We start from the raw sequence: 20,798 nt of genomic DNA, 5'->3' as shown, positions 1-20,798 counted from the left end.
ATGGACGCGCACCCGACCCGCATTTCCCTGATCCAGGCCGCGATACGGCAATTCGGCCGCGGCGGGTTCGAGGCCGCATCGACGCGGACCATCGCCGCGCAGGCTGGGACCAACATCTCCTCGATCGCCTATCACTTCGGCGGCAAGGACGGGCTGCGCATCGCCTGCGCCGATGCGGTGGCCGAACGGGTGGCGCAGGTCGCCCGGCCCCTGCCCGGCTTGCAGGACCGGCCGGACCCGCGCCACGCCCGGCTGCTGCTGCGGCGGCTGGTGCGCCGGATCGTCACCTTCATGATCGTCAGCCCCGGAGCCAGCGACGCGGTGGCCTTCGTGCTGCGCGAGCTGGCCGAGCCGGACAGCCCGGTGCTGGACCGGCTCTATGCGACGCTGATCGAGCCGCGCCACCGGGCGCTTTGCGCGCTCTGGTCCGCCGCCACCGGCGCGCCGGCAGAGGCCGAGGAGGTGAAGCTGGCCGTGTTTTCCCTGGTCGGCCAGGCGGTCTATTTCCGCGTCGCCGCGCCCATCGTCCAGCGCCGCATGGGCTGGCGGCATTACGGGCGGGCCGAGGCGCGGGCGATCACGCGCCGGATGCTGGCCAACCTGGACCGGATGATCGGGGACGGGGATGGCTGATTTCCTGTGTTCTCTGGGCTTTCTGGCCGCGCTGTTTTCCCATTGCGGCCCGCCGCCGCCGCTGGGCACCGGCTATGCCGAGGGCGAATATGTCCAGATCGCCCCCCTGGCGACGGCACGGGTCGAGGCGCTGGCGGTGCAGCGCGGCGACCGGGTCGAGGCCGGGCAACCCGTGGCGACGCTGGAGAGCCGCGACGCCGCGCTGGCGCTGGCCGCGGCCGAGGCCGCCCATGCCCGCGCCGCCAGCACCCTGGCCGACCTGGAGAAAGGCGGCCGCGCCCCCGAAATCGCCGCCATCGAGGCGACGCTGGCCTCGGCCCGCGCCCATGCCGAGCATGCGGCGCGCGAGGCGGCGCGGCAGGAGCGGCTGCTGGCGCAGCGCGTCAGCGCGCCCGCGCAACTGGAAGACGCCCGCGCCGCCGCCGAGATGGCCGAGGCGGCGGTGCGCGAGGCCGAGGCGCGGCTGGCCGTCGCCCGCCTGCCCGCCCGCCCCGATGCCATCGCCGCCGCCCGCGCCGCCCTGGCCCAGGCCGAGGCCGACCGGCAGGCGATGGAATGGCAGCTCCAGCAGCGCCGGCTGACCGCCCCCACGCCCGGCACCGTGACCGACATCCTGCGGCATGAGGGCGAGATCGCCGGCCCCTCGGCGCCGGTCCTGACCTATCTGCCGGACGGCGCGGTCACACTGCGCTTCTATGTCGCCGAGGCCGATCTGGCCGCGCTTGCCCTGGGAGCCAGGCTGACGGTCGGCTGCGACGGCTGCGCGCCGGCCGGCGCCACGGTCTCCTTCATCGCCGACGAGGCCGAGTTCACCCCGCCGGTCATCTATGCCCGCGACACGCGGCAGAAGCTGGTCTACCTGGTCGAGGCCCGCCCCGAGCCCGGCAGCCCGCTGAAGCCCGGCCAGATCGTCGAGGTCTGGAAGGCGCCATGACCCAAGCCACCGCCATCGACGTGACCGGGCTGACGAAATCCTTCGGCGGCAGGCGGGTGGTCGATGAGGTCGCGCTGCAAGTGGCCGAGGGCGAGATCGCCGGCTTCCTGGGGCCGAACGGCTCGGGCAAGACCACCTGCATCCGCATGATCTGCGGCCTGCTGACGCCCGACGCGGGCAGCGGCCGCGTGCTGGGCCTGGACCTGCGCCGCCAGCAGCGCGCGATCCGGCGGCAGGTCGGCTACATGACGCAGAAATTCTCCTTCTACGAGGATCTGTCCATCGAGGAGAACCTGGCCTTCGTCGCCGGGCTCTACCACCTGCCGCGACAGGCGGTGCGCGACACGCTTGAGGATCTGGGCCTGACCTCGCGCCGGACCCAGCTGGCCGGCAGCCTCTCGGGCGGCTGGAAGCAGCGGCTGGCGCTGGCCGCCTGCATCATGCACCAGCCGCGGCTTCTGCTGCTGGACGAGCCGACCGCCGGCGTCGATCCCAAGGCCCGGCGGCAGTTCTGGGACGAGATCCACGCCCGCGCATTGGGCGGCATGACCGTGCTGGTCTCGACCCATTACATGGACGAGGCCGAGCGTTGCCACCGCATCAACTACATCGCCTATGGCCGGCTGGTGGTCTCGGGCACCGTGGCCGAGGTGATCGCAGGCGCGCGGCTGGTGACGCTGACCGTGCAATCGGCGCGGCCGGGCGAGCTGGCCGAGCGCCTGCGCCGGGCACCGGGCGTCGGGCAGGTCGAGCCCTTCGGCACCGCGCTGCACGTGACCGGCACCGACCGCGCACAGCTCGAAGCCGCGCTGGCCGCCGAGGGCGTGACGGGCCGGCCGGCCGAGACCAGCCTCGAGGACGTGTTCATCCGGCTGATGGAGCTCTCCGAGGACAACATGCGATGAGCTTTTCCCCGACACGGCTGCGGGCGCTGCTGCGCAAGGAATTCATCCAGATGCGCCGCGACCGGCTGACCTTCGCCATGATGCTGGGGGTGCCGATCATGCAGCTTTTGCTGTTCGGCTATGCGATCAACAGCGACCCGCGGGACATGCCCACGGCGCTGGTCGCGCCGGTGCAGGACCGCTTCGGCCGCAGCTTTGCCGCGGCACTGGAGAACAGCGGCTATTACCGCATCACCCATCCCGCGGCGACGGCCGCGGCGGCCGAGCGGCTGATCACCCGCGGCGAGGTTGCCTTTGTCGTGACGGTGCCCGCCGATTTCGGCCGGCGCATGCAGCAGGGCGACCGGCCGCAGATCCTGGTCGAGGCGGACGGCTCGGACCCCTCGGCGACCAGCGGCGCCATCGCCGCGCTGCCGCGCCTTGCGGACAGCGCCTTTCGCCGCGACCGCCCGGCCGAGTCTGCACAGGGCGCGCCGGAAATCGTCGTGCATCGCCGCTACAACCCCGAGGCCGTCACGCAATACAACATCGTCCCCGGCCTGCTGGGGGTGATCCTGCAGATGACCATGGTGATGATGACCGCCATGGCCCTGACCCGCGAGATCGAACGCGGCACCATGGAGAACCTGCTGGCCATGCCCGCCACCCCGGCCGAGATCATGCTGGGCAAGATCACCCCGTTCCTGGCCGTCGGCGCGGTGCAGGTTCTGGTCATCCTGGGCGCGGCCTGGGCGATCTTCGACGTGCCTTTCGCGGGCTCGCTGGGGCTGCTGCTGGCCGGGGTGATGGTCTTTGTGCTGGCGCTGGTGCTGCTGGGCTATCTGATCTCGACCGCGGCGCGCACGCAGATGCAGGCGATGCAGATCGCGATCTTCATCTTCCTGCCCTCAGTGCTGCTGTCGGGCTTCATGTTCCCGTTCCGGGGCATGCCGGGCTGGGCGCAGGCCCTGGGCGAGGTGCTGCCGGTGACGCATCTGCTGCGTCTGGTGCGCGCCGTCATGCTGAAGGGCGCGGGCTTCGCCGATGTCGCGCCGCAATTCGCGGCGCTGGCGGTCATGGTGGCGGTGCTGGGCGCGCTGGCCCTGCTGCGGTTCCGCCGGACGCTGGACTGACCGCGCGCCGCATCGCCGACCAACGCCACTCCTGCGCGGCATGCACCCGCTCCTCCAGGGGCTTGCCGGGCTCGTCCTTGCGGTGCCGGCCAGGGGCGAGGTTCTCGCGGACCGTCATATGCGCAAACAGCGCATGGAACTGGAGCACCAGCCCGATGTTGCGCCTGTTCGGCGGCAGGCGTGTCACGTCGCGCTCGCCGGTCCATCCCTCGGTCGACCCCGGCCGGCCGGGGCGGCAATGGGCAGGATCGCGGCCAGATCGTCCGGCAGCAGCACCTTGCTGCGGACCGGGCGGAGGGTGCCGCCAATGATCTTTGGCGGCAATGTCTTCGACTGGACCGGGCGACGCTTCGACCTGCTCGACCGCCTGCCGGCGCATCGAAGTTATCGGGATCGCGGCCGATCAGGATCTGCCCCTTGCCGTGCCATTTCAGCATGGCTTGCTGGGTTTCCGGCCCGCCATAGATCCAGGTATCGATCTGAACACGCCCCTAACGGTCCACCGAGGCGGGCGTGTAGGCATAGTAAAGCTGCATATCGGTGGGCTTGCGAACGATACGATTGGCAAGGCCGGCGCGGAAAATCTGTTCATAGGACCGGCCCGCCGCGCCTTGGCCTTTGCGGCCAGTTTCGCGGTTGTAACGGTCGATCTCACGACGATAGACTACTGCTATAACCGAGAATGGGATGGGTACCATATCGCGGCCGGGGCGGCACCGGGCGCATGACTTGCGTGGGCGCCCTTGAATTCCGGCCTGTCATCGACTCCGCACGAGAGGCTGGCAAAGACCCGTTCAGCGATCTTTGCACGCGCATTCTTCGGAATCGCGAAGGTCAGGTCGACGTCTCAATTGACTGGCTGGTCGGAAGGAGTGACCCGGCAGAGACAGGCGAGTTCGGGTGAGAGGACGACGCGATTTTTGCCAATCTACGGTGGTGTACCTTCTCGTTAAGATTCTCGCTGCAGTTAAGGGCGACCCCCAACATGCCATTGACGCGGAGCAAGGCAGGATCATGGGTGATGAAATCCATGAGGTCGCGGCTACGGCGATGTTTGACTTTATGCGGCAGATAGAGTTGCAGAGCACTCATCCTGCCCGTCCCCGAGGCTACTTTAAGCGGAGCTGCGAATCTTGGTCTCGCATGGCCGTAGAGGAAGGGATACCCAGTTCAGCCGACGATCTTGGTCAGCGCACACATTTTCAGCTAACGTATTGATTTTTCGGCGCCAGAATTTCTGACATTTCGGGAAAATGGCAGGTTTCGAGCCGAAAAGCTCAAACCTTTTGATACGCGTCCCTGTAACCCATTGATTTTACACACCCGAAAAATCGCCGAGTCCCAAACCTTTTGACACCCCTCGACGGGGCCGCGGGGTCGCTCCCCCCGGGGTATTTGCGGAAACGGTGAAAGCGCTCAGAGCTTGCCGGTGAGTTCGGGCACCACGGAGAACAGGTCGCCCACCAGGCCGTAATCGGCGATCTGGAAGATCGGCGCCTCCTCGTCCTTGTTGATCGCCACGATCACCTTGCTGTCCTTCATCCCCGCCAGGTGCTGGATGGCGCCGGAGATGCCCACCGCGACATAGAGTTCCGGGGCGACCACCTTGCCGGTCTGGCCGACCTGCCAGTCGTTCGGGGCATAGCCGCTGTCCACCGCCGCGCGGGAGGCGCCCACCGCGGCGCCGAGCTTGTCGGCCAGCTCTTCGATGATCGCGAAGCTCTCCTTCGAGCCGAGGCCGCGGCCGCCCGAGACCACGCGTTTCGCCGAGGTCAGCTCGGGACGGTCGCTCTCGGCCACCTCGTCGGCCACCCAGGAGGACAGGCCGGGATCGGCGGCCAGCGCGGCCTCGGTGACCGGGGCGTTGCCGCCGATCCCCGCCGCGTCGAAGCTGGCGGTGCGGATGGTGAAGACCTTCTTCGCGTCCTTCGAGCGCACCACCTGGATGGCGTTGCCGGCATAGATCGGCCGCTCGAACGTGTTCGCGTCGAGGATGGCCGAGACATCCGACAGCACCATCACGTCGAGAAGCGCCGCAACCCGCGGCATGACGTTCTTGGCGTCCGTGGTCGCCGGCGCGGCGATGTGGTCGTAATCGCCGGCCAGGCCCAGGATCAGCGCCGCGGTCGGCTCGGCCAGGCGGTGGCCGTAGAGCGGCGCCTCGGCCACCAGCACCTTCGCGACGCCGGCGATCGTCGCCGCCTCCGCGGCCGCCGCCTTGGCCTGCGCGCCGGCGCAGAGCACCGTGACATCGCCAAGCGCCTTGACCGCCTGCACCGCCTTCGCCGTCGCGTCGCGGTTCAGCACCCCGTTCGTCACTTCCCCAAGCAGCAGAACAGCCATCAGATCACCCCCGCTTCTTTCAGCTTGCCCAGCAGCTCGTCCACCGAGCCGACCTTGATGCCGGCCTTGCGGCCCTCGGGCTCGCGCACCGAGACCACCTCGAGACGCGGCGCGACGTCGACGCCGTAATCGCCGGCGGTCTTTTCCTCCAAGGGCTTCTTCTTGGCCTTCATGATGTTCGGCAGGCTCGCATAGCGCGGCTCGTTCAGCCGCAGGTCGGCGGTGACCACCGCCGGCAGGCTGACCGCGATGGTCTGGAGGCCGCCGTCGACCTCGCGCGTCACCTTGGCCTTGGCCCCTTCGATCTCGACTTTCGAGGCGAAGGTGGCCTGCGCCCAGCCCAGGATCGCCGCCAGCATCTGGCCGGTGGCGTTCATGTCGTTGTCGATGGCCTGCTTGCCGGCGATGATGAGTTCGGTGCCTTCGGCCTTGGCCACCGCGGCGAGAATCTTCGCCACCGCCAGCGGCTCGATGTCCTGCTGCACGTCGTCCGCGGCCACCACCAGGATCGCCCGGTCGGCGCCCATCGCCAGCGCGGTGCGCAGCGTCTCGGCCGCCTGCTTCACGCCGATCGAGACCGCGATCACCTCCTCGGCCTGGCCGGCTTCCTTCAGACGGATCGCCTCCTCCACCGCGATCTCGTCGAACGGGTTCATCGACATCTTCACATTCGCCAGATCGACACCCGTGCCATCCGCGCGAACCCGCGCCTTCACGTTGTAGTCGATCACCCGCTTCACGGGGACAAGGATCTTCATGGTGTCATTTCCTTTCCTTCCTTCGCATTGCCCGTGGCGGGTCAGTTCCGCAGCGGCTTGCCGGTCCCGAGCATGTGTTCCATCCGCGCCCGCGTCTCGGGCCGGTCGATCAGGTCGAACAGCACCTGCCGCTCGACCGCCATGTTCTCGGCCTCGCTGCGGCTGCCGCCGCCGCCCAGCACGCGCGCCAGGCCCCGCAGCATCTGGCGGTCGTAATCCGAGCCCTCGGCGGCCAGATCGGACAGGTCCAGGCCCTGCGGCAACGTCAGCACCTGCCTTGTGGGCGGGGCGTAGCCCTGGGCCAGCTGAAGCGCCATCCGATGCGCGCTGGCCAGCAGCAGGTCGCGGTTCATCACCAGCCGGTCCTGCGGCAGCAGGATGCCCGCCGCCAGCGCCTGTTCCGCCGAGCCGGATTGCGATGCCGAGAAGATCGTCGCCGCCGCCCGGTGCGCCGCATCGTCGGGGGCCAACCCGGCCTGCAATCCGCGCGCCAGCAGGCTGGTGCAGCCGCCCCAGGCCGGGATCAGGCCGACCAGCACCTCGGGCAGGCCCATATGCGCCTCGGCATGGGCGAGGATGCGGTCGGCATGCAGCGCCAGCTCGCAGCCACCGCCAAGCGCAAAGCCGTGGACCGCGGCGACGACCGGCACCGGCGCGTGGCGCAGGCCCAGGAACAGGCGCTGGCCGCGGTCGATGAAGGCCTCCAGCTCGGCACGGCGCCCGCCCTTGATCAGCGACAGGATGAAGCGCAGGTCCGCCCCTGCCGAAAAGGCGCGCGGATCGTCATTGCCGATCACCAGCCCCCGCAGCCGCTTGCCCAGCAGGGGCAGCGTCTCCTCGATCACGTCCAGCACCTCGGGGTGCAGGCTGTTCATCTTGGTGTGGACCTGCAACAGGCCGAGGCCGTCGCCGGTATCCAGCAGCGAGGCCGAACCGTTGCCAAGGATGGTCCTGCCCTGCGCCCGCAGCCCGGCGGCCGTCAGCGGCACCTCGCGCCCCGCGCCCGCGGCGGGTGCGGGTGCGGGTGCGGCAAGAAAATGCCCGTCGCGATAGAAGCCGCCCTTCTCGGTCGCCTGGGTCAGCAGGGCCGGGATGGGCAGGCCGGCCGCGTGCAGATGCGCCGCCACCCGGCCAAGCCCCCACCTGTCGGCCAGCAGGAAGGGGCCCTGCCGCCAAGCATAACCCAGCCGCATGCCGGCATCGACATCCGACGGGTCGGCGGCGATCCGGGGGGCGTGATCGGCGGCATAGGCCACCACCTCGCCCAGCACGGCGCGGGCATAGCCGCCATGCCGGCCCGGATCGGCCAGCAGCGCCGCCAGATCCTTGCCGCCGCCCGGCAGGTCGTCCGGCGCGACGGGCACGGTGGGGCGCCAGGCACCGGAGGCAAGGTCGCTGGCCTCGAGCCCCGCCTCGGTCTTGCGAAAGAAGCCGCCGCCCGACTTGCGGCCGAAGCGGCCCTGATCGGCCAGCGTGCGGAACAGCGGATCGGCGGCGATGTCATAGCGATGGAAGCGGTCCGTCGCCGGCAGCCCGTCGACCAGGCTGCGCCAGACCTGCGGCACCAGGTCGATGCCGATCAGGTCGAACAGCCCGAAGACGCCGGTGCGCGGCATGCCCATGGCCTGATGCACCGCATCGGCCTCTTCCACGGTCAGGCCGTGTTCGCGCGCCAGCAGCGCGGCCGCGGCCATCCAGAAGCAGCCGATGCGATTGGCCACGAAGCCGGGCGTGTCGCGGCAGTCGATGACGGTCTTGCCCAGCACCTGCCGGGCCGCCTGCCGCGCCCGCTGCAGCAGCGCCGGATCGGTTTCCGGGGTCGAGACGATCTCGAGCAGCGGCATCAGCCGCGGCGGGTTGAAGAAATGCGTGATCAGGAAGTCGCGGCGGAAGGCGTCGGACATGCCCTCGACCAGTTGCGAATGCAGCAGGGTCGAGGTGTTGGAGGACACGATCGACCCCGGTTTGCGCAGCATTTCGATGCGCGCGTAAAGGTCGCGCTTGACGTCCAGCCGCTCGATCACCGCCTCGACGATCCAGTCGGCCTCGGCCAGAAGCGGCAGGTCGCGGACGGTATTGCCGGTGACGACGCGCCCCGGACCGGTCGGGCCCATGAAGCCCTGGATCCTGACCTGCCGGGCCAGTCCCGCCTGGGCGGGGGCGTCTGGCGCATCGCCCTCGGGCCCCGGCATGTCCAGCAATATGACCTTCAGCCCGGCATTGGCGAATTGCGCGGCAATGCCGCCCCCCATCGCCCCGGCGCCGATCACCGCGACGCAGGCGATGTCGCGCGGCAACCCGGCCCAGAACGCCTGGCTGGCCATCATCTTGGTCATGTCTGTTTCCCCCTCAGTTGCCGGTGAACCGGGCCGGCCGTTTCTCGAAAAAGGCAGCAAGCGCCTCGGCGAAATCCGCGGTTGCGGCACAGGTCTTGAAAGCCTGCTTCTCGGCCTCCAGCGTCGCGGCGTAATCCCGCCCGAAACCGTCGCGCAGCAGATGCTTGAGCGCGCCCGAAGCGCCGGGGGCAAGCCCGGCAAGACGCGCGGCAAGCCTTGCGCCCTCGTCTTGCAACGCCGCGTCGGGGACGATGCGGTTCACCAGGCCCCAGTCCAGCGCCTGCACGGCCGGCACGGCGCTGCCTTCCAAGGCGATCCAGGCGGCGCGGCGCAGCCCGACGATGCGCGGCAAGGCCCAGGTGATGCCGCAATCCGCCGGCGCGCCGACCCCCAGATAGGCAAAGCTCAGCACCGCCGATTCGGCGGCCAGCGCAAGATCGGCCGCCAGGGCCAGCGAGAGGCCCGCCCCCGCGACCGGCCCGTGCAGGAGCGCGACGGTCAGCGCATCCGATTCGGCCAGCCGCGCCAGGGCTCGGTTCATCGGGCCGATGATCGCCTCGGCCTCGGCGGCGCGGTCCTCGGCCCGGCGGAAGGCAGCAAGGTCACCCCCCGCCATGAAGGCCCGGCCATTGCCCGAAAGCGTCAGCACCCGCACCCCCGCGTCCAGGGCCTGGGCGACGGCGGCCTCGAAGGCGCGCGCGGTGGCCTGGTCGATGGCATTGAGCGCCTGGGGCCGGTCGAAGACGATACGCCCCAGCGCGGCGTCAAGATGCAGTCGAAGAGGTTCGGTCATCGCAACTCCTTGCAAAAGCCCGCAATGGTCGACGGGCTGGAAAGTCACTCCTGCCGCGCCCTGATTGCCATGGACGCCGGGGCTGGGCAAGATATATATACAATAAGCAATCATAAAAATACAATTTTAGGCGCGACGCCATGCTGGCAGCGGCACGGGCACTATAGGATCATAATATTTTCTATTGAAATTATGTATTCTTATGATAGCTGATACGTACACAATTTTCGGCAGGCCCTGCCGCATCGCTGCGGAAGGATCGCAACAAGGGATCATCCATGAACGACATCGTCATCCTGTCCGGGGCTCGGACCGCCATCGGCGGCTTCGGCGGATCGCTTTCGGGGCTTGCGCCACACGAGCTGGGCGTTATCGCCGCCCGCGCCGCCATCGAGCGCGCCGGCATCGAGCCAGCCCGGATCGGCACGACCGTTTTCGGCCACGTCATCAATACCGAGCCCAGGGACATGTACCTGTCCCGCCTTGCCGCCATGGGTGCGGGCGTGCCCGACACCACGCCGGCGATGAACGTGAACCGGCTTTGCGGCTCGGGTGTGCAGGCGGTGGTCTCGGCCGCGCTGGCCCTGCGCCAGGGCGAGGCGGATTTCGCGCTGGCCGGCGGCGCGGAATGCATGTCGCGCGCGCCCTATGCCGTGCAGGCGGCGCGCTTTGGGCAGAAAATGGGCGATGCGGCGATGGTGGACATGCTGGTCGGCACGCTGAGCTGCCCTTTCGGCACCGGGCACATGGGCATCACCGCCGAGAATGTCGCCGCCGAACATGGTGTCTCGCGTGCCGACCAGGACGCTTTCGCACTGGAAAGCCAGCAGCGCGCGGCACGGGCCATCGCCGCGGGCCATTTCCGCGACCAGATCGTGCCGGTCGAGTTGCAGAGCCGGCGCGGGGTGGAGCTGTTCGACCGCGACGAACACCCCAAGGAAACCTCGCTGGCCGCGCTGGAGCAGCTGAAGCCGGTGTTTCGCAAGGACGGCTCGGTCACCGCCGGCAATGCCTCGGGCATCAACGACGGCGCGGCGGCCCTGGTCCTGGCCCGCGCGGATGCGGCCGAAAGGCTGGGCCTGACGCCGATCGCGCGCATCCTGGACCATGCGATCGCCGGGGTGCGGCCCGAGGTGATGGGCATCGGCCCGGTCCCGGCGGTCCGGCAATTGCTTGAGCGCACCGGGCTGAAGGCCGCGGATTTCGACGTGATCGAATCGAACGAAGCCTTTGCTGCCCAGGCGGTTGCGGTGACGCGGACGCTGGATCTGGACCCGGCCCGCGTCAATCCCAACGGCGGCGCCATCGCCCTGGGCCATCCGGTCGGCGCCACGGGCAGCATCCTGCTGGTCAAGGCGATCAACGAACTCAAGCGCATCGGCGGGCGTCGCGGCCTGGTGACGATGTGCATCGGCGGCGGACAGGGCATCGCCCTGGCCATCGAGATGAGCTGAAGGGCCCGAAACCGGACCCCGGAGCTTGACGCAGGCTGCGTGGAAACGCGGCCTGCCCCGTCGTTTCCATATCGCACAACCAATTGAAATAACACTAATAATTCTGATTCATCCCGCAAATAATCCTTGCTCGCTGAACACATTTTTGTCAGGTTCAGTATGCGCAGTATGAATATTTGTATGCGCAATGAGGGGATTCGACACAGGGGCACCGCCCGCAATCCGGGCGTGACCGTTCCAGCGGATCGACGACACCGCCATGTCCAGGCAAGGACGGTTTGGGAGGAATGGAATGAAAATCAAGGAAAAAATCGGCTCTGTCGGCCAGATGGCCGCGGCAGTCCTGATCGGAGGGACAGGCGCGGCGGCCGCGCAGGATCTGACGGCTCTGGAGGCGCGCATCTCCGCGCTGGAGAACCGCCAGGCCGAAAGCGGCCAGCTGACCCTGGCGCCGGGTGTAAAACTGACGTTTTATGGGTATACGAAACTCGACCTCATCACGGACAACGACTACGATCTGGGCGCGACCACCGGGGCCATGGCCGGGGTGACGGCCGGCAGCCCGCTGGAGGGGTCGGGCTCGAACGCCCATGCCTATGAAAGCCGGCTGGGCCTGCGCGCCAGCATCGACACCGATATCGGCGAGGTGAAGCTTACGCTCGAAGGGGACTTCTTCGGCAGCGGCGGCAATTTCCGCCTGCGCCACGCCTATGGCGAGGTCGGGCCGCTGCTGGCGGGCCAGACCTGGACCAACTGGGTGCCGGCCGAAGGCGGCCCCGCCGCGGTGCAGGACTTCAACGGCCTGGCGGGCGGCAGCTATTACCGCACGCCGCAGGTCCGCTATACCTTCCGGCCCAACGACCAGTGGCGCTTCGCCGTCGCGCTGGAAGAGGATTACGCGCCCGGCACCGCCTCGCGCGTCGCCGTGTCCGGTTTCGCGGGCTATGCCAACGGGCCGCTGAAGATCGGCATGGGCGCGATCTCGCGCGGGCTGGAAACCAGCAACTTCGGCGACGTCACCGGCTTCGGCTATGCCATCGGCGCCGATTACGAGGCCTGGCAGGGCGGCAAGCTGCATGCGCAATATGTCGGCGGCAAGGGTATCTCGACCCTGCTGAACAATGCCGGCTTCTCGGGGCTGGAAGTGGGTGCCGCGGGCAAATACGCCTTTGACGTCGATGCGGCGGGCGACCCGGTCAAGGCCAAGGGCGTGAAGCTGGGCATCACGCAGAAGCTGGGCGAGAAAAGCGACCTGTCGCTGGCGCATGGCTTCCAGCGGTTCGACGATTTTGCCGGCGCCCTGGGCAGCCATACCAGGGAAATCAACTCAACCCACGTGACCTATCGCTATTTCGCGACGAAATCCGTGATGCTGGCGGCCGAGGCGGCCTATGTCGAGCGCGAGCAATTCGACGGGGCGAGCTTCGACAATACCCGCCTGCAAGGCGTGGTGAAGTTCACCTTCTGAAACACCAAGGCCCGCCATGCCGGCGGGCCTTGTCCTTGCGCCGGGGCCAAGGGTTCAGACCGTATCCATGCTGCCCAGGATGACGCTGGTCTGCGAGGACAGCACCCCGCCATTGCCATGGCACAGCGCAAGATCGGCCGCCGCCAGCTGGCGCTCGCCCGCCTCGCCGCGGATCTGGCGCACGGCCTCGACCAGCGTGAACAGCCCATACATGCCCGGATGCACGCAAGAGAGCCCCCCGCCATTGGTGTTGACCGGCAGGGCACCGCCCGGCGCAATGGCCCCGTCCTGGACGAAGCGCCCGCCCTCGCCCTTGGGGCAAAAGCCAAGGTCTTCGAGGAACAGGATCGTGTTGATGGTAAAGGCGTCGTAGAGCTGCACCATGTCCATGTCGGCGGGACCGTAGCCCGCCGCGGCATAGGCGCGCCGGCCCGACAGCTTGGCGCCGGTGACGCAAAGGTCGGGCATGGCGGCGATTTCCTTGTGCGTGGTCTCGGCCCCGGCGCCCAGCACCGCCACCGGCTTCTTGCGCAGGTCGCAGGCACGGTCCAGCGCGGTCACGACCACCGCCGCCGCCCCGTCCGTGACCAGGCAGCAGTCCAGGGCCCCCAGCGGCGAGGAAACCATGCGCGCGGCCAGGTATTCCTGCATGTCCAGCGGCTCGCGCCGGAATGCCTCGGGGTTCAGCCGCGCCCAGGCACGCGCGGCCAGCGCCACCGCGCCCAGCTGCTTTCTGGTGGTGCCATAATCGTGCATGTGGCGGCTGGCGGCCAGCGCATAGCCGCCGATGGGCATGCGCGCGCCATGCGGCGCCTCGTAGACCGAGCCGCGCAGGGCCGAGACCAGCCGCCCCGCCGCCGACCGCTGGTTCGAGCCATAGCAGATCAGCGCCGTGTCCATGTATCCGGCCGAGATCATGAAGCAGGCCGTCATCAGGTGGTTCAGAAAGGACGAGCCGCCGGTGCGGTTGTTGTCCACGAACCGGGCCTTGACGCCCAGGTATTCCGCCACCGCCAGCCCGCCCAGCAGATCCTCGGGCAGGCAGGTGAAAAGCCCGTCCACATCGGCAAGGCCGAGGCCCGCATCCTCAAGCGCCAGAAGCCCGGCCCTGGCGGTCATCTCGAGCGCGCTGTGGCCCTCGCACAGGCCGATGCCGAAGGTGGCGGCGCCGGCGATGGCGCAGGCGGCGCGCGGAAAGGCGTCATCCCTGGTCATGGTCGCTTTCCGGCACGAAGAAGACATGCGGCGGATCGCTTTCGCCGGCGATCACCGCGCGCAGGCGCTGGCCGATCCTGACCGGCGCCCCGGCCTCGATCCGCGACAGCAGGCGGAAACCCTCGTCCATCTCGACGATGGCGATGATGCGGCTGGGCGCGGGCGGCTTTTGCGGCTGCTCGGTCACGGCATGGACCCGGCCCCGGCCCGAGGATTGCGCCCATTCCAGCACCGCCCCGTCGCCGGGCGCGGCCAGGCGGGGCGGAAAGACCGCCCGCCCCTCGGCCGTGCGCTGATAGCAGAAGCGGCCGTCGCGCAGGGCTTGCAGATATTCGGCCTCGGGGCCCAAAGACGCTGTGGATGATGCTGCCATGCCCGGCCCCTCAGATGATCGCTTCGTCGCGCAGCTTCTCCAACTCCTCGACGGAAAGCGAGAGGCATTGCCGCAGCACCTCGTCGCTATGCTCGCCGGCAAGCGGCGGGGCCGAGCGATAGATCACCGGCGTCTCGGACAGCCGCAGCGGGCTGCCGACCAGGCGCACGATGCCGGTGACGGGATGCTCCATGGTCACGAACATGCCGCGCGCCTGAAGCTGGGGATCCTCTTCGATGTCGGGCATCTCGTTGATCGGCCCGCAAGAGACCTTGGCGGCCAGGATCCTCTCCATCCAATGCGCGCGCAGGTTGGTGGACAGCACGGCGTTCATCTCGGCCGTCAGCGCCACGCGGTTCTCCAGCCGGTCGCGCGAGCGCAGGAAGCGCGGATCCTCGGCCCATTCCGGGTGGCCCAATGCGCCGGCCAGCCGGGCGAACTCGCGGTCGTTGAAGGTCGCGATCAGGACGAAGCCGTCCGCGCATTCGAAGACGCCGTTCGGCACCGCGGTCGGATGTTCGTTGCCGGTGCGCGGCAGCGGCGCGCGCGCGTTCAGCCACGAGCCGATATTGTTCATCAGCAGCGCCACCTGGCTGTCGAACAGCGCGATGTCGATATGCTGACCCTGCCCGCCGTTCTGGCGATGCAGCAAGGCCGCTAGGATGGCGATGGCGGCATTGTTGCCGGCGGTGATGTCGGCGATGGGCACGCCCACGCGGGTCGGGATGCCGCCATCCGCCTCGGGCTGGCCGGTGACGGCCATCTGCCCGCCCATGGCCTGCACCAGGTAATCGTAGCCCGAGCGGTCGTTATAGGGCCCGGTCTGCCCGAAACCGGTGATCGAGCAATAGATCAGCCGCGGATTGATCTTGCGCAGATCCTCATAGCCCAGCCCATATCGCGCCAGGGTTCCGGTGCGGAAGTTCTCGATGAAAACATCCGATTCGGCGGCAAGCCGGCGCAGAAGCTCGGCCCCTTGCGGACGCGAGAAGTCCAGCCCGATCGAACGCTTGTTGCGGTTGACCATCTGGAAATAGGTCGATTGCTCGGGCGCGCCGGGCCGGCCCTCGACCCAGGGCGGGCCCAGGCTGCGCAGGTCGTCGCCATCGCCCACGCGCTCGACCTTGATGACATCGGCGCCCAGGTCGGCCAGGGTCTGCGCCGCCAACGGTCCGGCCACGACCCGCGTCAGGTCCAGCACCCGGATGCCCGAAAGAACGCCCCGGCAGTCGATCCGGCCCTGGCCGCCCGCCGCATCCGTGGCGCCTATGTCGAGTTCTTGCATGTCTGTCTGTAGGGTCATGGTTCCTCTGCCTAAGGCTGATGCCAAGCAACTCCGCTTGGCTGAATATACAATAACAATAATTCATTATACAAGAAAAGTATTGTTATTGTTTTTCTCTTGCGGGCGTGTAATATTCTGCCAGCAAGCAAAGAATGTCAGCGGAGAGCACGATGGATCTGCGGTTGAGGGGCCTGAAGGCGGCGGTGACCGGGGGAACGCGGGGAATCGGCAATGCCATCGTGCATGTCCTGGCCGAGGAAGGCTGCGCCCTTGCCACCTGCGGCCGCGCGCCCGAGCGCATCGAATCGCTGCGCCGGCAGATGGATGACGCCGGGGTCCGCTTTCATGGCGAAACCGTCCAGGGGCGCGACGGCGAGGCCGTGCGCAACTGGATGCGGAACTCGATCGAGGCCCTGGACGGGCTCGACATCTTCATCGCCTCGCTGTCCGCCGGCGGCGGCACGGACGAAGAGCGCTACTGGTACCGCAATTTCGAGATCGACCTGATGTCCGCCGTCCGCGGCGTCGAGGAGGCGCTGCCCGCCCTGCGCCGGTCGCAAAGCCCCTCGATCCTGATCCTGGCGACCATGGCCGCCTCCGAAACCTTCGTCGCGCCCATGGCCTATAACGCCATCAAGGCGGCGCTCGTCACCTGGTCCAAGCAGCTTTCCCAGCAGCTTGCCCCCGAGGGCATCCGGGTCAACTGCCTGTCGCCCGGCCCGACCATGTTCAAGGGCTCGAACTGGGAAATGATCCGCGTCGCGCGATCGCGCATCTATGACAACGCCGTCCGCCAGCAGCCCACCCGCCGCATGGGCACCGCCGAGGAGATCGCGCGCTCGGCCGTGTTCCTGGCAAGCCCGGCCGCGTCCTGGTGCAACGGATCGCATCTGCTGGTGGACGGCGGCTTTTCCAAGCGCGTCCCGTTTTGAATCTCAGGAAGGTTCCTTTCATGGCCATCGAACGCATCAAGCCGACCGATTTCACCCGTACGCCGGCCGCCCCGGCCGCGAAGCCCGATTTCGGGACGGCGATGATCCCCAAGGAACGCTATACCTCGGCCGAATACATGCGCCTGGAATGGGAGCGCATGTGGACCAAGGTCTGGCTCTTGGGCTGCCGGACGGACGACATCCCGAATCCCGGCGACTATCACGTCACCACCATCGGCAAGGAAGAGATCATCCTGGTCCGGCAAAAGGACATGTCGGTGCGCGGCTTCTACAATGTCTGCCTGCACCGCGGGAACCGCATCATGGTCGGCGAGGGCAATGCGACCAGCTTCAAGTGCCAGTATCACTTCTGGGAATACGGGCTGGACGGCGCCTTCGAGAACATCCCCGACCTCGAGACCTTCCCGCAGGGCGCGCCGCCCTGCAAGGGCCTGCGCGAGGTGAAATGCGACAGCTGGAACAGCTTCGTCTGGTTCTCGATGAACCCCGAGGCCGAGCCGCTGCTGGACTATCTTGCGCCCCTGCCCGAGCATCTGGAGCCCTATCACTTCGAGCGCATGGTCAAGGTGACGGACCTGACCGTGGAATGGGATTGCAACTGGAAGACCTCGGTCGATGCCTTCAACGAATCCTACCATGTGCAGGGCATCCACCCGGAACTGCTGTATTTCATCGAGGACAAGGACGTCCAGATCGACTGCTACGGCCGGCACAACCGCTATCTGGTGCCCTTCTCGACCATCTCGCACCGGGTCGAGGAAACCACCGAGATCCCGCATCTCATCAAGCATGCGATGAAAGAGGCGGGGATGAACCCGGCTGATTTCGACGGCCGCGTGACCGAGGTGCGCAAGGCGCTGCAGGCCTTCAAGCGCAAGCACGGCCCCGAGATGGGGCTGGATTACAGCGACCTGAACGACGACCAGCTGACGGATGATTACCACTACAACATCTTCCCGAACCTGACGCTGAACACCCATGCCGACGATCTGATGCTGTTCCGCCAGCGCCCGCATCCGACCGATCCCAACAAGATGTTCTTCGACCTGTTCATCTTCAAACTGCTGAAGAAGGACGAGCCGCGCCCGAAAAAGCCGCGCCACGAACAGTTCAGGCATGGCGAGAAATCGCTGGGCCTGGTGCTGGACCAGGACGCCTACAACCTGCCGGGGGTGCAGGCGGGGATGAACTCGGACAGTTTCGGCGGGCTATGGATCGGCGATCAGGAATTGCGCATCCGCCATTTCCATCACGTGCTGGAATCCTATGTCGGATCGTGACGCGAAACCGCCCCGCCGCTGGGAAGACCTGGCCCTGGGCGAGGAAACCCGCTCGCGCGAGATGCTGGTGGAAGAACAGCCGATGATCGCGTTCGCCACCCGCTACGACCCGCAATTCTTCCACATGGACCCGGAAACTGCGGATCAGTCGCTGTTCGGCGGCGTGATCGCCAGCGGGCTTTACACTGCCTGCCTGTGGCGCATCCTGGATCACGAGGTGAATGGCGACATCGCCTGGGTCTGCGGCGTCGCCTGGGACGATGTGCGCTGGTCGCGCGCGGTGCGGCCGGGCGACCGGATCGTGGCACATTCCCGCATCGAGGCGCTGCGCCCCTCGGCCTCGCGGCCCGCGGTGGGGCTGGCGACGCTGCGTCACGCGCTGACCAACCAGGACGGCGAGACGGTATTTTCCTTTGTCTCGACCGACATGGTCTATCGGCGGGGGGCTTAGGCGATGCGCCCCATGCGCCGGGTTCTGCTGGTGGTCGGCGGGCTTTACCACGATTTCGACTTCGTCCGGCTGGAACTGCTGGCGCATCTGGCCCGGCGCGAGCATCTGCGCGTCGATCTGCGCCACGATTATTCCGACCTGGCCGCGCTGGAGCGTTGCGATGCGCTGATCACCTATACCGCCGCACTTTTGCCCGATGCGGCGCAGACCGCGGCGCTGGCCGACTGGGTCGGGCGCGGCGGGCGCTGGTTCGCGCTACACGGCACGAACTCGGCGATCCGGATCCGGCCCGACGGCAAGGTGCTGACCCCGGCGATGGAGCCGCTGCTGTTCGACCTGCTGGGCAGCCAGTTCCTGGCCCATCCCGTGCCCGGCCGCTATCGCATCCGCCCGGTCGAGGCCCATCCGTTGACCGAAGGGGTCGAGGCATTCTTCCTGGAGGACGAGCATTATCTCCAGCGCCATGCCGAGGGGAACCTGGTCCTGCTGGCCTCGGAATTCCAGGGCGAGACGGCGCTGTTTCAGACCCGCGACTGGCCCAAGGGACAGCACCAGAGCTTTTACCTGCGCCCGCGCGGCCAGGGCGGGGTTCTGTATCTGACCCCCGGCCATGCCAGGGGGCGCTATGACATGCAGCCCCTGACCGAGACTTATCCCTTCGTCGAGCGCGGCGCCTGGATCCTGCCGGTATTCCACCAGCTGATCCGGCGCGGCATCGCCTGGCTCGACCGCGACCTGCCGGAGACCATGCCATGACCAAGCCCGAGATCCTCGAATTCCACACCTCGGACGGGCTGCGGCTGGAGGCGGAAAGCTACGGCACGGGACCGACGATCCTGCTGGCCCATGGCGGCGGGCAGACCCGCTATTCCTGGCGCGGCGTCGCGCAGGCGCAGGCGGAAAAGGGCTGGCGTACCGTGGCGCTGGACCTGCGCGGGCATGGCGCCAGCGACTGGGATCCGGCCGGCGACTACGGCCTGGAACGCTATGGCCGCGATATTGCCGAGGTCGCGCGGCAATTGGGCGGCGGCATCCATCACGTCGGCGCCTCGCTGGGCGGAAACGCGGCGCTGGCCGCGGTCGGCCGCTATGCGCCCGAACTGTTCCGCGCGCTGGTGCTGGTCGACGTGGTGCCGCAGGTGGACAAGACCGGCGTGGCCGAGGTGCTGGGCTTCATGGGCAGCCACCTGGACCGGGGTTTCGCCGACCTGGACGAGGCATCGCGCGCCGTCTCGGCCTATCGCAAGCAGGCGCCGCGCCCGGCCGGCCAGGCCACGGGGCTGGCACGCTATCTGCGCAGGCGCGACGACGGCCGGCTGGTCTGGCATTGGGATCCGGCCTTCGTGCGCGGCCGGCGCCACGGGCGGCTGACGCCGGATCTGGCGCAGCGGCTGGACCACGACCTGCGCAACATCGCCTGCCCGGTCCTGCTGCTGCGCGGGCTGGACAGCAACCTGGTCACGGACGAGGCCGAGGCCGCCTTTCGCCGCAGCGCGCCTCGGGCGCTGGTCTGGCATGTCGAGGATGCCGGGCACATGGTCGTCGGCGACAACAACTCGCAATTCGCGGGCGATCTGGACCGTTTCCTGAATCTGGTCCGCAATCGCGAAACAGCCATCGCAAATCAGGGGAGAGCGAATGCCTAGACTCGAGGGAAAGCGCGCCGTCATCATCGGCGCCGCCGGCAAGGGCAATCTGGGCCAGGTGCTGGCCCGCCGCTTTGCCGCCGAGCGCGCGCAAGTCACCGTCGCCGGCCGCCACCAGGACGTGCTGGCGGAACTGGCGGCCGAGATCGGCGGCCATGCCGTCACCGCCGACATCACCCGGACCGAGGATAACGAGGCTCTGGCCGAGGCGGCCCTGGCGCGGATGGGCGGCATCGACATCGCCGTGAACTGCACCGGCTGGGGGCTCTTGGTGCCGTTTCTCGACACCACCCGCGACGAGCTTGAGCGAATGACGCGGCTGCAATTCATCGGCCCGTTCGAGTTCTTCCAGTCCATGCTGCGGCGCATGGCCGACGGCGGGTCGATCGTGCAGGTGTCGTCGGCCACGGCGCGGATCATGATGGACGACCACGCCGCCTATATGGGCACCAAGGCCGGCATGGACCACGTCATCCGCTGCATCGCCAACGAGTTCGGCGCGCGCGGCATCCGGGCCAATTCGGTCTCGCCGGGCTTTACCGCCTCGCCCATGACCGGGCGCGCGGCAAGGAATGATGCGGTGGTCGGCGCATTCGCGCGGGAATACCCGCTGGGCCGCGTGGGCACGCTGGAGGACACGGCCGAGGCGATCACCTGGCTTTGCACCGATGCCTGTTTCCTGACCGGCGAGAACCTTCAGGTCAACGGCGGGCTGACGCTGCGGCGAAACCCCACCAATGCCGAGATCGCCGAGGCCGTGCGGGCCGCGAAAGCCGCCCGCGCCGCGGCGCAATAGTTCCCTCCGCCGGCGGGTGGCGGACCACGCCCGACGGCACTTCAAGGCCCCGATCCGTTGGAC

At 68.1% G+C, this 20,798-nt stretch carries 20 protein-coding genes; 13 read left to right on the top strand and 7 right to left on the bottom strand.

The genetic code is table 11. The annotated features are described in order from the left end of the window. The 5 genes from ACNKFW_RS21085 (at position 1) to ACNKFW_RS21065 (ending at position 4,312) form a co-directional block, all read left to right on the top strand. Positions 1-633 (top strand): CerR family C-terminal domain-containing protein, encoded by a 633-nt coding sequence (locus tag ACNKFW_RS21085; protein WP_074990613.1) that lies wholly within the window; start codon positions 1-3, stop codon positions 631-633. Then, positions 626-1,567, top strand: a complete 942-nt coding sequence (locus ACNKFW_RS21080; RefSeq protein ID WP_333483870.1) for an HlyD family secretion protein — start codon at positions 626-628, stop codon at positions 1,565-1,567. The genes ACNKFW_RS21085 and ACNKFW_RS21080 overlap by 8 nt, the downstream gene beginning before the upstream one ends. After that, positions 1,564-2,472 (top strand): ABC transporter ATP-binding protein, encoded by a 909-nt coding sequence (locus tag ACNKFW_RS21075; RefSeq protein ID WP_333483871.1) that lies wholly within the window; start codon positions 1,564-1,566, stop codon positions 2,470-2,472. Before ACNKFW_RS21080 ends, ACNKFW_RS21075 begins: the two co-directional genes overlap by 4 nt. After that, positions 2,469-3,584 (top strand): ABC transporter permease, encoded by a 1,116-nt coding sequence (locus ACNKFW_RS21070; RefSeq protein WP_333483872.1) that lies wholly within the window; start codon positions 2,469-2,471, stop codon positions 3,582-3,584. The genes ACNKFW_RS21075 and ACNKFW_RS21070 overlap by 4 nt, the downstream gene beginning before the upstream one ends. A gap of 323 nt (positions 3,585-3,907) precedes the next feature. Next, a complete protein-coding gene (locus ACNKFW_RS21065) occupies positions 3,908-4,312 on the top strand; it encodes a hypothetical protein (RefSeq protein WP_418025594.1) in 405 nt (134 codons plus the stop codon). Between the two features lie 688 nt (positions 4,313-5,000). Here ACNKFW_RS21065 and ACNKFW_RS21060 read toward each other — a convergent pair. From ACNKFW_RS21060 to ACNKFW_RS21045, 4 genes are read right to left on the bottom strand one after another with little or no spacing between them, the layout of a single operon-like run. Further along, positions 5,001-5,927 (bottom strand): electron transfer flavoprotein subunit alpha/FixB family protein, encoded by a 927-nt coding sequence (locus tag ACNKFW_RS21060; RefSeq protein ID WP_418024277.1) that lies wholly within the window; start codon positions 5,925-5,927, stop codon positions 5,001-5,003. Continuing rightward, positions 5,927-6,685 carry an electron transfer flavoprotein subunit beta/FixA family protein gene (locus ACNKFW_RS21055; RefSeq protein WP_418025592.1) on the bottom strand — a complete coding sequence of 253 codons (759 nt, stop codon included), beginning with the start codon at positions 6,683-6,685 and terminating at the stop codon, positions 5,927-5,929. The genes ACNKFW_RS21060 and ACNKFW_RS21055 overlap by 1 nt, the downstream gene beginning before the upstream one ends. A gap of 41 nt (positions 6,686-6,726) precedes the next feature. Beyond that, positions 6,727-9,021 (bottom strand): 3-hydroxyacyl-CoA dehydrogenase NAD-binding domain-containing protein, encoded by a 2,295-nt coding sequence (locus ACNKFW_RS21050; RefSeq protein WP_418025590.1) that lies wholly within the window; start codon positions 9,019-9,021, stop codon positions 6,727-6,729. Positions 9,022-9,034: 13 nt separating this feature from the next. Further along, entirely contained in the window at positions 9,035-9,814 is a 780-nt protein-coding gene (locus tag ACNKFW_RS21045) for an enoyl-CoA hydratase/isomerase family protein (RefSeq protein ID WP_114669069.1), read from the bottom strand. Positions 9,815-10,092: 278 nt separating this feature from the next. Between ACNKFW_RS21045 and bktB the strand changes: the two genes are divergently transcribed. Beyond that, on the top strand, positions 10,093-11,268 hold the full coding sequence (bktB, locus tag ACNKFW_RS21040; RefSeq protein ID WP_147429415.1) for a beta-ketothiolase BktB: 1,176 nt from the start codon (positions 10,093-10,095) through the stop codon (positions 11,266-11,268). A 292-nt stretch (positions 11,269-11,560) separates the two neighbouring features. Continuing rightward, positions 11,561-12,736: a DcaP family trimeric outer membrane transporter gene (locus tag ACNKFW_RS21035; RefSeq protein ID WP_333484451.1), complete on the top strand. Its 1,176-nt coding sequence runs from the start codon at positions 11,561-11,563 to the stop codon at positions 12,734-12,736. Between the two features lie 54 nt (positions 12,737-12,790). On the opposite strand, the gene ACNKFW_RS21030 is transcribed toward ACNKFW_RS21035, so the two are convergent. From ACNKFW_RS21030 to ACNKFW_RS21020, 3 genes are read right to left on the bottom strand one after another with little or no spacing between them, the layout of a single operon-like run. Further along, positions 12,791-13,951 (bottom strand): acetyl-CoA acetyltransferase, encoded by a 1,161-nt coding sequence (locus tag ACNKFW_RS21030; RefSeq protein WP_333484450.1) that lies wholly within the window; start codon positions 13,949-13,951, stop codon positions 12,791-12,793. Next, entirely contained in the window at positions 13,938-14,324 is a 387-nt protein-coding gene (locus tag ACNKFW_RS21025; RefSeq protein WP_074990691.1) for a Zn-ribbon domain-containing OB-fold protein, read from the bottom strand. Before ACNKFW_RS21025 ends, ACNKFW_RS21030 begins: the two co-directional genes overlap by 14 nt. A gap of 10 nt (positions 14,325-14,334) precedes the next feature. After that, on the bottom strand, positions 14,335-15,627 hold the full coding sequence (locus tag ACNKFW_RS21020) for a CoA transferase (RefSeq protein ID WP_333484449.1): 1,293 nt from the start codon (positions 15,625-15,627) through the stop codon (positions 14,335-14,337). Between the two features lie 152 nt (positions 15,628-15,779). Between ACNKFW_RS21020 and ACNKFW_RS21015 the strand changes: the two genes are divergently transcribed. From ACNKFW_RS21015 to ACNKFW_RS20990, 6 genes are read left to right on the top strand one after another with little or no spacing between them, the layout of a single operon-like run. After that, entirely contained in the window at positions 15,780-16,541 is a 762-nt protein-coding gene (locus tag ACNKFW_RS21015; protein WP_024844853.1) for an SDR family NAD(P)-dependent oxidoreductase, read from the top strand. Between the two features lie 20 nt (positions 16,542-16,561). Next, complete coding sequence (locus ACNKFW_RS21010) at positions 16,562-17,842, top strand: aromatic ring-hydroxylating oxygenase subunit alpha (RefSeq protein WP_177209331.1); 1,281 nt, start codon at positions 16,562-16,564, stop codon at positions 17,840-17,842. Then, positions 17,829-18,293, top strand: a complete 465-nt coding sequence (locus ACNKFW_RS21005) for a MaoC/PaaZ C-terminal domain-containing protein (RefSeq protein ID WP_147429411.1) — start codon at positions 17,829-17,831, stop codon at positions 18,291-18,293. The genes ACNKFW_RS21010 and ACNKFW_RS21005 overlap by 14 nt, the downstream gene beginning before the upstream one ends. A gap of 12 nt (positions 18,294-18,305) precedes the next feature. Continuing rightward, positions 18,306-19,049 (top strand): ThuA domain-containing protein, encoded by a 744-nt coding sequence (locus tag ACNKFW_RS21000; protein ID WP_333484448.1) that lies wholly within the window; start codon positions 18,306-18,308, stop codon positions 19,047-19,049. Next, positions 19,046-19,939 carry an alpha/beta fold hydrolase gene (locus ACNKFW_RS20995; protein ID WP_074990685.1) on the top strand — a complete coding sequence of 298 codons (894 nt, stop codon included), beginning with the start codon at positions 19,046-19,048 and terminating at the stop codon, positions 19,937-19,939. Before ACNKFW_RS21000 ends, ACNKFW_RS20995 begins: the two co-directional genes overlap by 4 nt. Beyond that, complete coding sequence (locus tag ACNKFW_RS20990; protein WP_024844848.1) at positions 19,932-20,735, top strand: SDR family NAD(P)-dependent oxidoreductase; 804 nt, start codon at positions 19,932-19,934, stop codon at positions 20,733-20,735. Before ACNKFW_RS20995 ends, ACNKFW_RS20990 begins: the two co-directional genes overlap by 8 nt. Positions 20,736-20,798: the final 63 nt, after the last annotated feature.

Source organism: Paracoccus sp. TD-10, from assembly GCF_048270675.1.
Taxonomy (GTDB): Bacteria; Pseudomonadota; Alphaproteobacteria; order Rhodobacterales; family Rhodobacteraceae; genus Paracoccus; species Paracoccus pantotrophus.
The sequence above is the reverse complement of the archived record's forward strand: the minus strand, read 5'-3'. Positions and strand labels throughout refer to the sequence as shown.

Coding starts and splice junctions, on each gene's coding strand:
- ACNKFW_RS21085 (WP_074990613.1), top strand. CDS start 1: ATGGACGCGCACCCGACCCGCATTTCCCTGATCCAGGCCGCGATACGG.
- ACNKFW_RS21080 (WP_333483870.1), top strand. CDS start 626: ATGGCTGATTTCCTGTGTTCTCTGGGCTTTCTGGCCGCGCTGTTTTCC.
- ACNKFW_RS21075 (WP_333483871.1), top strand. CDS start 1,564: ATGACCCAAGCCACCGCCATCGACGTGACCGGGCTGACGAAATCCTTC.
- ACNKFW_RS21070 (WP_333483872.1), top strand. CDS start 2,469: ATGAGCTTTTCCCCGACACGGCTGCGGGCGCTGCTGCGCAAGGAATTC.
- ACNKFW_RS21065 (WP_418025594.1), top strand. CDS start 3,908: ATGTCTTCGACTGGACCGGGCGACGCTTCGACCTGCTCGACCGCCTGC.
- ACNKFW_RS21060 (WP_418024277.1), bottom strand. CDS start 5,927: ATGGCTGTTCTGCTGCTTGGGGAAGTGACGAACGGGGTGCTGAACCGC.
- ACNKFW_RS21055 (WP_418025592.1), bottom strand. CDS start 6,685: ATGAAGATCCTTGTCCCCGTGAAGCGGGTGATCGACTACAACGTGAAG.
- ACNKFW_RS21050 (WP_418025590.1), bottom strand. CDS start 9,021: ATGACCAAGATGATGGCCAGCCAGGCGTTCTGGGCCGGGTTGCCGCGC.
- ACNKFW_RS21045 (WP_114669069.1), bottom strand. CDS start 9,814: ATGACCGAACCTCTTCGACTGCATCTTGACGCCGCGCTGGGGCGTATC.
- bktB (WP_147429415.1), top strand. CDS start 10,093: ATGAACGACATCGTCATCCTGTCCGGGGCTCGGACCGCCATCGGCGGC.
- ACNKFW_RS21035 (WP_333484451.1), top strand. CDS start 11,561: ATGAAAATCAAGGAAAAAATCGGCTCTGTCGGCCAGATGGCCGCGGCA.
- ACNKFW_RS21030 (WP_333484450.1), bottom strand. CDS start 13,951: ATGACCAGGGATGACGCCTTTCCGCGCGCCGCCTGCGCCATCGCCGGC.
- ACNKFW_RS21025 (WP_074990691.1), bottom strand. CDS start 14,324: ATGGCAGCATCATCCACAGCGTCTTTGGGCCCCGAGGCCGAATATCTG.
- ACNKFW_RS21020 (WP_333484449.1), bottom strand. CDS start 15,627: ATGACCCTACAGACAGACATGCAAGAACTCGACATAGGCGCCACGGAT.
- ACNKFW_RS21015 (WP_024844853.1), top strand. CDS start 15,780: ATGGATCTGCGGTTGAGGGGCCTGAAGGCGGCGGTGACCGGGGGAACG.
- ACNKFW_RS21010 (WP_177209331.1), top strand. CDS start 16,562: ATGGCCATCGAACGCATCAAGCCGACCGATTTCACCCGTACGCCGGCC.
- ACNKFW_RS21005 (WP_147429411.1), top strand. CDS start 17,829: ATGTCGGATCGTGACGCGAAACCGCCCCGCCGCTGGGAAGACCTGGCC.
- ACNKFW_RS21000 (WP_333484448.1), top strand. CDS start 18,306: ATGCGCCGGGTTCTGCTGGTGGTCGGCGGGCTTTACCACGATTTCGAC.
- ACNKFW_RS20995 (WP_074990685.1), top strand. CDS start 19,046: ATGACCAAGCCCGAGATCCTCGAATTCCACACCTCGGACGGGCTGCGG.
- ACNKFW_RS20990 (WP_024844848.1), top strand. CDS start 19,932: ATGCCTAGACTCGAGGGAAAGCGCGCCGTCATCATCGGCGCCGCCGGC.